Annotated in this window: 10 protein-coding genes; 7 read left to right on the top strand and 3 right to left on the bottom strand. The window is 67.5% G+C overall.

Annotation, left to right across the window (positions count from 1 at the left end):
• Positions 1-64: 64 nt before the first annotated feature.
• Both ABYB95_RS09735 and ABYB95_RS09730 read left to right on the top strand, forming a co-directional pair.
• Positions 65-826: a lysophospholipid acyltransferase family protein gene (locus ABYB95_RS09735; protein WP_372658282.1), complete on the top strand. Its 762-nt coding sequence runs from the start codon at positions 65-67 to the stop codon at positions 824-826.
• Positions 827-978: 152 nt separating this feature from the next.
• Positions 979-1,386 carry a globin family protein gene (locus tag ABYB95_RS09730; RefSeq protein ID WP_372658281.1) on the top strand — a complete coding sequence of 136 codons (408 nt, stop codon included), beginning with the start codon at positions 979-981 and terminating at the stop codon, positions 1,384-1,386.
• Positions 1,387-1,435: 49 nt separating this feature from the next.
• Here ABYB95_RS09730 and ABYB95_RS09725 read toward each other — a convergent pair whose 3' ends face one another.
• Complete coding sequence (locus ABYB95_RS09725; protein WP_372658280.1) at positions 1,436-3,814, bottom strand: alpha/beta hydrolase fold domain-containing protein; 2,379 nt, start codon at positions 3,812-3,814, stop codon at positions 1,436-1,438.
• A 109-nt stretch (positions 3,815-3,923) separates the two neighbouring features.
• The gene (locus ABYB95_RS09720) at positions 3,924-4,586 is read right to left on the bottom strand and encodes a glutathione S-transferase (RefSeq protein WP_372658279.1); all 663 of its coding nucleotides are present in this window, start codon (positions 4,584-4,586) and stop codon (positions 3,924-3,926) included.
• 99 nt (positions 4,587-4,685) lie between these two features.
• Between ABYB95_RS09720 and ABYB95_RS09715 the strand changes: the two genes are divergently transcribed.
• The 4 genes from ABYB95_RS09715 to ABYB95_RS09700 all read left to right on the top strand — a co-directional run bounded on the left by ABYB95_RS09715 (position 4,686) and on the right by ABYB95_RS09700 (position 7,865).
• Positions 4,686-5,102, top strand: coding sequence for a DUF2946 domain-containing protein (locus ABYB95_RS09715; RefSeq protein WP_372658278.1), 417 nt, complete (start codon positions 4,686-4,688; stop codon positions 5,100-5,102).
• A 219-nt stretch (positions 5,103-5,321) separates the two neighbouring features.
• Positions 5,322-5,795, top strand: coding sequence for a copper chaperone PCu(A)C (locus ABYB95_RS09710; RefSeq protein ID WP_372658277.1), 474 nt, complete (start codon positions 5,322-5,324; stop codon positions 5,793-5,795).
• Between the two features lie 41 nt (positions 5,796-5,836).
• Positions 5,837-6,241, top strand: coding sequence for a DUF2946 family protein (locus ABYB95_RS09705; protein WP_372658276.1), 405 nt, complete (start codon positions 5,837-5,839; stop codon positions 6,239-6,241).
• A 205-nt stretch (positions 6,242-6,446) separates the two neighbouring features.
• On the top strand, positions 6,447-7,865 hold the full coding sequence (locus tag ABYB95_RS09700) for a PepSY-associated TM helix domain-containing protein (RefSeq protein WP_372658275.1): 1,419 nt from the start codon (positions 6,447-6,449) through the stop codon (positions 7,863-7,865).
• A gap of 28 nt (positions 7,866-7,893) precedes the next feature.
• On the opposite strand, the gene ABYB95_RS09695 is transcribed toward ABYB95_RS09700, so the two are convergent.
• On the bottom strand, positions 7,894-9,036 hold the full coding sequence (locus tag ABYB95_RS09695) for an ABC transporter ATP-binding protein (RefSeq protein ID WP_372658274.1): 1,143 nt from the start codon (positions 9,034-9,036) through the stop codon (positions 7,894-7,896).
• 133 nt (positions 9,037-9,169) lie between these two features.
• Between ABYB95_RS09695 and ABYB95_RS09690 the strand changes: the two genes are divergently transcribed.
• Complete coding sequence (locus ABYB95_RS09690) at positions 9,170-10,777, top strand: ABC transporter permease (protein ID WP_372658272.1); 1,608 nt, start codon at positions 9,170-9,172, stop codon at positions 10,775-10,777.
• Positions 10,778-10,905: the final 128 nt, after the last annotated feature.

Genomic DNA, 10,905 nt, shown 5'->3' with positions numbered 1-10,905 from the left:
GCCACCTTGGTCTCTGGCCAGGTGGCCGCCGAGCCCTTGCGCTCGCTGGCTTGAGCCCGCGCCCATGAGCCGTCTGGGTGCATGCTGGCGGGCCCTGCGCGTGCTGGGCCATGTGTTGCGCGGGCTGTGGATCATCCGCAGCGAATTCGCGCATCTGGACGCGGCGCAGACCGAGTTGCTGGTGCGCGAATGGTCGCGGCAGATGCTGCGCCTCATGGGTGTGGAGCTGGTGCTCCGGGGCAAGCCGCCCGCCCAGGGTCCGCTGCTGCAAGTGGCCAACCACATGTCGTGGCTGGATATTCTGGTGATGAACGCGGCGCGACCCTCGCGCTTTGTCTCCAAGTCCGATGTGAAACGTTGGCCCTTGATCGGGGGGCTGGTCACCGGCGCAGGCACCTTGTTCATCGAGCGCGAAAAGCGCCGCGACGCCATGCGCGTGGTGCACCACGTGGCCGAGCGCCTGCAAGCGCAGGACATCATCACCGTGTTCCCCGAGGGCACCACCGGCGACGGCACCTGTCTGCTCAATTTCCACGCCAACATCTTCCAGGCCGCCATCGCCGCGCAGGCGCCGGTGCTGCCGGTGGGGCTGGCTTACCTGAACGCGGCCAACGGTGCTCTGCACAGCGCGCCGCTCTATGTGGGCGACGACACGCTGGTCGCTTCCATCTGGCGCACGCTGCGCGCCACCGGCCTGCAAGCCGTGGTGGTCTATGGCGAGCCGCAGACCGCCGGCGATCGGGACCGGCGCGCCTGGGCAGCGGCCATGCGCCTGGAGATCGCCGGCTTGCTGGGCCTGCCCACCGAAACCCCAGCCGGGCACTGAGCGGGGGCAGTAGGCACCACCGGTGCGCCCAGCGTGCGGTGCCCGTGTGTGTATGCACCACGACGGCCCGTCTACGGCGTTTTGAGGTGCGTCCGGCTGGGCATATTTTGTGCGTGTCACCTGTTCTCTTCTTGGCCAGAAAGGAAGTCAACATGAACCCCCAAACCATTGCTCTGGTACAGGACTCCTGGCGCCGCGTGTTGCCCATGGGGGCTGCGGTGGGTGATTTGTTCTACCAACACCTGTTCGAAGCCGACCCCACGCTCAAACCTTTGTTCCAAGGGAATGTGCACCAGCAGGCCTTCAAGCTGATCCAGATGATCGATGTGGCTGTGGGCCAGCTCGGGGCGCTGGACACCCTGGTGCCGGTTCTTCAGCAACTGGGCCAACGCCACCTGGGTTACGGGGTGCAGGCCGCCCACTACGACACCGTGGGCGCGGCGCTGCTGAAGACGCTTGAACAGGGTCTGGGCAGTTCGTTCACACCGGACACACGGGCGGCCTGGACCGCCGTGTACGGCGTGATGGCAGACGTGATGCAAACCCCGGCTCCGTCTTGAGCCCCATGTTTTCGGCGTGGGTGGCTCGCTGTCTACCCGGCGCGGGCGCTCAGACCAGCTGGTAGTCTTGCAGACCGGGTGTGCGCAGCGCACGCACATATTCACGCGTGAAACCGGGGAACAGCGCCACGATGCGGCCGCCTTCCATGCGGTACCAGCTGTTGCACTGGCTCCAGACCGAACCCTGAAGCCGGGTTTGCAGCTGCGCGTTGTACGCGGCTTGCGCCTCGGGCTTCACGGCGATCCACTGGTGTGGGCCCGCCTGCACCGCTTTCATGCAGCGTATGGCGTGCCGCACGGCGGGCTCTATATAGAGCAAGGTGGAGGTGTGGCCGGTGGCGGTGTTGGGGCCCAGCATCAGGAACAGGTTGGGAAAACCCGCTACCGTGATGCCCTGGTAGGCCTGCGGCCCCTCGGCCCAGGCACGGGCCAGGGTCTGGCCTTGCTGGCCGGTGACCTGCACACCCGCGAGCAGGTGCACGGTGTCAAAGCCGGTGGCACACACCAGCACGTCCACGGCGCGCTCCTGGCCGTCGGTGGTGACGATGCCTTGCGGCGTGATGCGCGCAATGCCATCGGTGACCAGTTCCACGTTGCGCTGCCCCAGCGCGGGATAAAAATCGTTCGAATAAATCAGGCGCTTGCAGCCCAGCGGATAGTTCGGCGTGAGCCGCGCGCGCAGCGCCGCGTCGCGCACCTGGTGTTGGCGGTGCAGCGTGCTGGTCTTGATCAAGCCCTTGCGCGCGAGCGTGCCTTCGTCAAAACCGCGCCGGCCCAGTTCCAGCACCTGTGCCCAGCACCAGCGTGCCCCCATGGCGTAGGGCGGGCAGCGCGCCAGCAGGCGGTCGAGCAGGTGGTAAGGGCGGTCCAGGCGCGGCACCACCCAGTTGGCGGTGCGCTGGAACACATGCAAGCGCCCGGCCTGTGCCGCGATGGGCGGCACCAGCTGGGACGCGGTGGAGCCGGTGCCGATGACGGCCACGCGCTGGCCTTGCAGGGGCACGCGGGCATCCCAGCGAGCCGAATGCAGGCGCGCACCCTGGAAGCTGTCCAGCCCCGGGATGTCGGGCCAGCGCGGCTGGTTCAGCGGGCCGGTGCTGCAGACAAAAAAGCGCGCACGCAAGCTGTCGCCGCGCTCGGTCTTGAAACGCCATTGACCGCTGGCCTCATCGAACCGCGCCTCGCTCAGGCGGGTGTCCAGCCGCAGGTGTGCCAACAAGCCGTGGCGTTCGGCCAAGGTTTGCAGATAGCTCTGGATCTCAGGTGCCGCTGCAAAACGGCGCGTCCACCGCGGGTTGGGTGCGAACGAAAACGCGTACACCGGGGCGGGCACGTCGACATGGGCGCCCGGGTAGGTGTTGTCCCACCAGGTCCCGCCCAGACCAGGCTGTTTTTCCAGGATCACGAAGTTGTGCAGGCCGGCGCGCTGGAGCTGGAGCGCCATGCAAATGCCCGACATGCCCGCCCCCATGATGACCACCTCGTGTTCCGAGTGGCGCGGCGGGGTGGCGGCCGCCAGGGGCCCGAGCGCAAAGCGGGCGAGCCGGGCAATGGCCTGGTCGGCGCTGGGCAGCAGGCCGCCGTGCAACTGGAACACGTGCCAGCGCCCCAAGGTGATGTCCAGCTCGCTGGCCACGCCTGCGGCCTGCATCGCCGCGTGCAAGGCTTGCGCCTGCGGGTACAGCAGCTCGTCGGTGCCGGCTTGTATCAGCGTGGGGGGCAGGCCGCGCAGGTCGGCGTGCAGGGGCGAGGCTGGTGGCGAAGAGGCGGGCCGCCCACCCAGGTAGAACCCGGCGCAGCTGTGGGCCCAGGCCGCGCTCAGCATGGCTTCGCCGGGCGCAGGCGCGGGTTCGCTGTCGGGGGTGGTCAGGTCGACCCAGGGCGAGAGCAGCAGCAAGGCGGCGGGGGCGGGGTCGCCCGCGTCGCGCAGGGCCAGCGCGGTGGCCAGCGCCAGGCCGCCACCGGCCGAATCACCGGCGATCAGCACCGGACCGAGCGCGCGCAGCGCGCGGTAGGCGGCCAGCGCATCGTCCAGCGCAGCGGGGCAGGGGTGTTCGGGGGCGAGCCGGTAGTTGGCGGCGAAGACCGGCAGACCCATGGCCGAGCCCAGGCGGGCTGTGAGTGAGCGGTGCGTGGCGGCCGAACCGATGCAGTAGGCGCCACCGTGCAGATACAGCAGCGTGCCGGGTTTCACCGGTGGCACGCCCCGGCGCTGCAGCCATTCGCCGGGCACCCCACCCACGGTCACCGGGCTGATGTCCATGCCGCGTGGCACCAGCGTCGTGCTGGCGATGCCGGCCAGCCAACGGCGCTGCAAGCCGATCGACCAGCGCGGCGACAGCACCGGCTTGAGCAGCACACGCAACGAAAAACGCAGCCAGATGCCCAGCAGTTTTTCTGACAGCCCGCTGGGCTGGTACTCGGTCATCTGGCGCGTCCCCTGGTTGCCATCTGTGTGAACAGACCGGCATTTTGCGTGTCCAGACCGGTCGAGGCAGGGGCCGCCCTGGCAGATCTACCAAATTCGGGCGAGTGGATCAGCCCTTGGCGCTGGCCGCGTTTTTCAGGTTGCGCAGCATCTGTTCGGTGTTGGTCTTGCGGTCGGCGTTCACTTGTTGCACGGTGGCGCGTTCGCCCACGTGCTTGAGGTAGTCGCGCACCGGCAGATCGGCCAGCACGTCGCGCCCGTAGATGATCTTGCTGGCGCTGCTCACCACCGGCAGGTGGACGGCGGCGGCGCAGTCGGCCAGGGTGAAGCTGTCGCCTCCCACGAACGGCGCGAACTGGGCGAGCTTGCCAAAGGCGGCGACGTTCTTGTCCAGCTGCGCGCCGATTTTTTCCTTGGCGCTGTCGCTCACCTTGCCGCCGAAAAAGGCCTCGGTGTACAAGTTGCGCGCGACCAGTTCCAGGTGCAGCTCCAGAAAGCGCACCAGTTCGCGCACCTTGGCGGCGGCGAAGGGATCGGCCGGGATCAGCGGGTGTTCGGGGAAGCGGTCTTCGAGGTATTCGAGGATGACGGTGGATTCGCAGATCGCTCCCTGCTCGGTCAACAGGTACGGCACCTTGCCCAGGGGGCTGGCGGTGCGGTCGGTCTGGCCGGTCCAGACCAGCACGTCTTCAAAGGGCACACCCTTTTCGAGCAGGGCGAGCTTGACCTTGTTGTGGTAATTGCTGGCCGCAAAGCCGCACAGTTTGAGCATGGGGTGTCTCCGAGGGTGTTGTTTTGAATCCGCACATGGTAGCGGCGAACCGGGCCGCCACGCCGTCGCGCATTTGACCTGCGCTGGTAGACTCGCGCCATGTCGTTTGAACGATTTCCCCGGCCCCTTCACCGCCGCATGACCACCTGGCTGGCCATGTTGGCCCTGGTGATGCATGCGCTCGCTCCGGCGATGGCGCAGGCGGTGGTGACGGGTTCGGGCAACAGCGATTGGGTCGAGGTTTGCAGCGTCAGCGGTCTGGTCTGGGTCAAGACCGTCGCCCCGGCGGACGGCAGCCTCGGCAAAAAACAGGGGGGTGGCCATCCCATGGCCGACGGCGCCATGCCGTGCCCCTGGTGCAGCCTGCATGGCGGCGCTGCGGGTTTGCCCCCGGCGTTTCAAATAGGCCACGACGGAGCAGCACCCCCGGCCTGGTGGCCCGTGCAGCGCGCCCGGATCACCGCCACGGCGGTTTGGGTCGGGGCGCTCGCCCGCGCCCCACCACAGCTTTCCTGAGTTTCCAAGCCCGGCGCGCATGCCCATGGGGCGTTCGCGCGTGTCTCTGGTTTTTCCGGGAGTTCGCATGCCCCGTTCTTCTCACCGCTTTCTGTCTGCACACCGGCGTCATGCGCCCACGGTAGACGCCTGCGCCGCGCATGTGCAGGCTCGGCTTTCCGAAGCGTCGGTGTGACCGGCGCCGTCCCCCTTTTCTCGTTTTCAACCCAGGAGCCCTTTATGAAAAAACTGATCATCACCGCCTTGCTCGCCATCAGCGCGAGCTCTTGGGCGCAAACCACCGTGAAGGTGGAAGACGCCTGGGTGCGTGGCACCGTGGCGGCTCAAAAAGCCACCGGGGCTTTCATGCGCCTCACCACCGACAAAGACGTGCGCTTGGTCGGCGTGCGCACGCCGATCGCGGCGGCGGCCGAAATCCACGAAATGTCGATGGACAAAGACGTGATGAAAATGCGCCAGGTCAACGGCCTGGCGCTGACGGCCGGCAAGCCCGTCGAGCTCAAGCCCGGTGGTTTTCACGTGATGCTGCTGGATTTGAAAGGCCCGCTGAAGGCGGGCGATATGGTGGCGCTGACGCTGGAGTTCGAGGGCGCTGGCAAGCTGCGTTTCACCCAGGAAATCCAGGTGCCGGTGCGTGCCTTGGGCAGCATGGCGCCCAGCGCAGAGAAGCACGAAGCCGGTCACAAGCACTGATGCCTGCGGTCTGAACGCGGTCTTTTGCACCGGCGTCTGCCATGGTTTTTTTTCGCCCCGCCGTATCGGCGCGCATCGCCCGCTGGCTGGTGTGTGCGATGCTGCTCGCCGCCTTGGCGCCCGCCATTTCGCGCGCGCGGGCTCCCGCGCCGTCCTGGGTCGAGGTGTGCAGCAGCAGCGGCGTGCGCTGGCTGGCGCTGCAAGGGGCTGATGCCGAAGCCGTTTCGGCCAACGCCTCGCAAACGCTGGACCGTTCCACCGGACACGGTTTTCTGGATGCCTGCGGTTTTTGCTGGTTGGCGGCGGAGCGTTTCGCACCGCTGATTCCCGCCTGGCACTGGGCGGTGGGGGTGTCGGGGCCCCAGGATGCTCCCCGACACCTGGCCTGGGCGGCGGGGGATGGCCGTTCGCCATCCGCCACCGCGCGCGGCCCACCCATGGCCTGAGCCCGACGCCCGGCCCGGCGCTCACCGTGCGCGGGCTCGACCGACGGGCGGGGTCCTCCGTTCCCATCTATTTGTTGCGGCCTGGCAGCGCCTTTGCGGGTGCGCAGGCCTGCCCGAGCGCGGACCCGCCATGTCGCGCCGTACCGAGCCGCGACGCAACGCGCGGCGGTTTCACATCCATCCACCCATTTTTCGAGTCGATGCCATGCACCCGATCGATCTTTCCCCTTTGTCTACCGGCACTTCTGCCCAGGCGGCCCCCGCGCCGCGCTTCTACGCCATGGCCTGGCGCTGGCATTTTTACGCCGGGCTGTATGTGGTTCCGTTCTTGTTCGTGCTGGCGCTGAGTGGCATGGTCATGGTGTTTTTCACCGGTTTCCAGACCCGCCTGGGCGCGCCGGTGCATGTGACGCCGCAAACCCAGGTGCTCGCGGTGTCGGCGCAAGCGCTGGCGGTGCAGGCGCGTTGGCCAGATGCGGCATTGAAAGAGTACGTGGCACCCCGCGCCCCCGATCTGACCAGCTGGTTCGTGGTGGGACGTGGCGATGCCACCGAAGCCGTCGCAGTGAATCCCTACACGGCCCAGATCTTGAAGACGGTGGACAAAGACCACACCGTGTTTGCCTGGGCCGAGCGCATCCATGGCAGCTTGCTGCTGGGCGATGTGGGGGACCGGCTGATCGAAATCGCCGCCGGCCTGGCGGTGGTGATGGTGGTCACCGGTCTCTACCTGTGGTGGCCGCGCGGTGCGCAGCGTTGGTCGGCCTTGTTGCTGCCGAACCTGCGTGCGCGGGGCCGGGCCTGGTGGAAGTCCTTGCACGCCAGCGTGGGTTTCTGGCTCAGCCTGGGGCTGCTGGCCTTCTTGCTCAGCGGCATGAGTTGGACCGGCGTTTGGGGCGCCCAACTGGTGCAGCCCTGGAACAGTTTTCCCGCGAGCAAGTGGAACGATGTGCCCAAATCCGAAGCCAGCCACGCCTCGCTCAACCACGGTTCGGAAAAAGCTGTGCCGTGGGCGCTGGAGCAAACGCCGTTGCCGGCCTCGGGTTCGGCGGCGGGCACACCGGGCGTGCCTGCGGGCCAGCCGGTGGATCTGGACAGCGTGGCCGCGCTCGCCACCCGCCTGGGCTTCACCGGTCAGCACCACATCCAGTTGCCGTCTGGCGACGACGGTGTCTACACCATCTCTGCCGATTCCATGAGCGGCGACATGGACGACCCCACCGGCGACCGCACCGTGCACGTCGACCGCTACAGCGGCCGCGTGCTGGCCGAAGCGGTGTTTGCCGAATACCCCTTGCTGGGTCGCGTCATGGCGGTGGCCGTGGCGCTGCACCAGGGCGATATGGGCTGGCTCAACGCGGGCGTGAATCTGCTGTTCTGCGCCGGCGTGGTGTTCTTGTGCGTGAGCGGCGTCGTCATGTGGTGGAAACGGCGCCCGGCCGGTAGCGCACGTCTGGTGGCGCCGGGTGTGCCCACCAGCCCCTTGCGCTGGAAAACCGGTGCGTTTGTCATGCTGGGAGTGGCTTTGTGTTTTCCCTTGGCCGGTGTGGCCTTGGTCGGCATGTTGCTGCTCGACGCGCTGTTGATTTCGCGCATACCGGCGCTGAAAGCCGCGCTGAGCTGAATCCGCTGCCGCGGTGCTCGCGGTCTGCTTATACGGCGGGCGCGATCACCGGTGCATGGATGGGCGCGCGCCGCAGCTCGCCGGGTGCGGGTGGCGTGGCCGCCACCGCGCCACGCTCAAACGTGACCACGTGCTCCACCTCGGCACGGATGCCGATCCACTCGCCCACCGCATGGTTGTGGTGCGAGGGCACGTGGGTCATCACGGTTTCGCCGCTGGCCAGGCGCAAGGTGTACAAAAATTCCGAGCCGCGAAAGGCCTTGCGCACGATCTGCGCTTTCACCGGCGCGTCGTCATCGTGCAGGATGTCGTCGGCGCGCAGCAGCACGTCGCACAAACCGTCGGGGTAGGCGCTGGGCAAGGGGCACTCTTCCACGTCGAGCAGGTTGCCCAGCGGGGTCTGCACCACCACGTTGTCGCCTTGCTGCAGGATGCGCGCCGGGGTGAACACGCCGTGCCCGATGAATTCGGCCACGAAACGCGTGGCCGGGCGGTGGTAGAGCGCATAGGCGTCGTCCCACTGGTGCAAATGGCCTTCGTGCATCACGCCGATCACGTCGCCGATGGCAAAGGCCTCCAGCTGGTCGTGGGTCACGAACAGCGCGGTGGCGCCGGCGGCTTTCAGAATGGCGCGCACCTCGTGGGCCAGGCGTTCGCGCAAGTCCACGTCGAGGTTGGAGAAAGGCTCGTCCAGCAACAGCAGGCGCGGACTGGGTGCCAGCGCGCGGGCCAGGGCCACGCGCTGCTGCTGGCCGCCCGACAGCTCGTGCGGAAACCGCGCCTGCAAATCGCCCAGGCCAACCAGTTGCAGCACCTCGGCCACGCGCCGCTCGCGTTCGGCGCGCGGCAGGTGGTCGATGCCAAAAGCCACGTTGCGGCCCACGTTGAGGTGCGGAAACAGCGCGTAGTCCTGGAACACCATGCCGATGCGGCGCTGCTCGGCCGGCGTGTGGTGGTGTTCGTCGCTCACGGTTTCGTTGTGCAGGTGGATGCTGCCGCCGCTGGCACGCTCCAAACCGGCCACGGCGCGCAGCAAGGTGGTCTTGCCGCAGCCCGAGGGGCCGATCAGCACGCCGATATCTCCCGCCTGCAAGCCCAGCGACACGCCATCCACCGCCGGTTGGGGCTGGCCGGCGTAGCGCACGCTCAGGTGGGAGACGTTGAGAAACATGGGTTTGATTGTAGATGACTACAATTCTCATTTGTGTTGACGCGGATCAACACACAGACCTTGGCGGGCCCGTGGCCGTGTGCCACGATGCCCTTTTGCCCAACGCTCCGGCCCCTAGATATGCCCCTTTTTCATGCTGCGTAAGCTGGCTCCGGCCTTGTTGCTTTTGTTGGCCCTGCTGTTGACGCTGCCGGTGTTGTCGCTGGGCCTGTCCTGGCTGCAGTTCGATGCGGCGGCACGCGACGTGTTGGCGCAAATGGCGCAAACGGTGTTGCCCGACTACATCTTCACCACGCTGCTGCTGTGCGTGTGTGTGGCCGTGGGCGTGGCCGTCGTCGGCATGGGCACGGCTTGTGCGGTGACGCTGTTCGACTTTCCCGGACGGCGCTTTTTTGAATGGGCGCTGCTGCTGCCCCTGGCCATGCCGGCCTATGTGGTGGCCTACGCCTACACCGACTTCTTTCAATACAGCGGCCCGCTGCAAGTGGGTTTGCGCGAAGCCTTTGGCTGGCAGGGGCGGGTGTTTCCCGAAGTGCGCAACACCGGTGGCGCGATCTGGGTTTTCACCTTTTCGCTCTATCCCTATGTGTATTTGCTGGCGCGCACCGCGCTGGCCGAACGCGCGGTGCAGCTGATGGAAGCCGCTCGTTTGCTGGGTGCGCCGCTGTCGCGCCGCATCCGCGAAGTGGCGCTGCCCCTGGCGCGACCGGCGGTGGCGGCGGGCGTGGCGCTGGCGCTGATGGAAACCCTGGCCGATTTCGGCGTGGCGAGCTACTTAGGCATCCAGACCTTTACCGCCGGCATTTACAAAGCCTGGTTGGCCATGGACAACCGCATCGCGGCGGCGCAGCTCGCCACCGTGCTGCTGGCCACCGTGGCCTTGCTGCTGTGGCTGGAGCACCGGGCGCAGCGGCGCATGCGCTTCACCACCTTGCAAGGCCAGCGTGCCGGCGCTGCTGACGCCCAGCCCACGCGGCTGCGGGGCGCGCGCATGGTGCAGGTGGTGCTGGTCTGCGCGCTGCCGATTCTGATGGGCTTTGTATTGCCGGTCCTGTTCATGCTGCGCCCGCTGATCGGTGGTTGGGAGCAACTGCCCTGGGGCGCGTTTCTGCTGTGGTCGCGCAACAGCGTGTGGCTGGCTTCGCTGAGCGCGGTGCTCGCCACCGCCCTGGCCCTGGCGCTGGCGTTTGCCCAGCGCACCCGGCCCGGTTGGGTCACGCGCAGCGCGGTCCAGCTCACCAGCCTGGGCTATGCCGTGCCGGGCGCGGTGATCGTGGTGGGCTTGTTGCTGCCGGTGGGTTGGCTGCAGGCCGCCTGGCCCGAGGCCAGCCTGGCGTACTGGATCACGGCCACGGCGCTCGGCATCGTGTGGGCCTACCTGGTGCGCTTCACAGCCGTGGCCTTGCAATCGGTGCAAAGCGGTTACAGCCGCATGCCCACGAGCCTGGACGATTCGGCGCGCATGCTGGGCACCACCGGCGCGGCGCTGGCCCGGCGCGTGCATTGGCCGTTGCTGCGCCGCTCGACCTGGGCCGCGGTGCTGCTGGTGTTTGTGGACGTGATGAAGGAGCTGCCCGCCACCCTGGTGCTGCGGCCTTTCAACAGCGACACCCTGGCCGTGGTGACCTACCAGCTCGCACGCGACGAGCGGCTGGGCGAAGCCGCTTTGCCCGCGCTCACTTTGGTGCTGGTGGGCTTGTTGCCGGTGATCCTGCTCAGCCGGACCTTGCGCCGGCGCTGACCGCGTGGCCCGCTGCCGGGTCTGCGGATGGTGGTGCGCCACAAGGGCCCATGCGGGGCCCAATCAGAAACGTCAATGCACGACATTCACGAGCCGCGCTGTACGCGCCCAGGCGCTTGTCATAACCT

It is taken from the genome of Hydrogenophaga sp. (assembly GCF_041633695.1).
Taxonomy (GTDB): domain Bacteria; phylum Pseudomonadota; class Gammaproteobacteria; order Burkholderiales; family Burkholderiaceae_C; genus Hydrogenophaga.
Note: the sequence above shows the minus strand (reverse complement) of the source record. Positions and strands in the feature narration are given on the sequence as shown.

Excerpts from the sequence above, each read along its gene's own strand:
- ABYB95_RS09735 (WP_372658282.1), top strand. The coding sequence starts at position 65 with ATGAGCCGTCTGGGTGCATGCTGGCGGGCCCTGCGCGTGCTGGGCCAT.
- ABYB95_RS09730 (WP_372658281.1), top strand. The coding sequence starts at position 979 with ATGAACCCCCAAACCATTGCTCTGGTACAGGACTCCTGGCGCCGCGTG.
- ABYB95_RS09725 (WP_372658280.1), bottom strand. The coding sequence starts at position 3,814 with ATGACCGAGTACCAGCCCAGCGGGCTGTCAGAAAAACTGCTGGGCATC.
- ABYB95_RS09720 (WP_372658279.1), bottom strand. The coding sequence starts at position 4,586 with ATGCTCAAACTGTGCGGCTTTGCGGCCAGCAATTACCACAACAAGGTC.
- ABYB95_RS09715 (WP_372658278.1), top strand. The coding sequence starts at position 4,686 with ATGTCGTTTGAACGATTTCCCCGGCCCCTTCACCGCCGCATGACCACC.
- ABYB95_RS09710 (WP_372658277.1), top strand. The coding sequence starts at position 5,322 with ATGAAAAAACTGATCATCACCGCCTTGCTCGCCATCAGCGCGAGCTCT.
- ABYB95_RS09705 (WP_372658276.1), top strand. The coding sequence starts at position 5,837 with ATGGTTTTTTTTCGCCCCGCCGTATCGGCGCGCATCGCCCGCTGGCTG.
- ABYB95_RS09700 (WP_372658275.1), top strand. The coding sequence starts at position 6,447 with ATGCACCCGATCGATCTTTCCCCTTTGTCTACCGGCACTTCTGCCCAG.
- ABYB95_RS09695 (WP_372658274.1), bottom strand. The coding sequence starts at position 9,036 with ATGTTTCTCAACGTCTCCCACCTGAGCGTGCGCTACGCCGGCCAGCCC.
- ABYB95_RS09690 (WP_372658272.1), top strand. The coding sequence starts at position 9,170 with ATGCTGCGTAAGCTGGCTCCGGCCTTGTTGCTTTTGTTGGCCCTGCTG.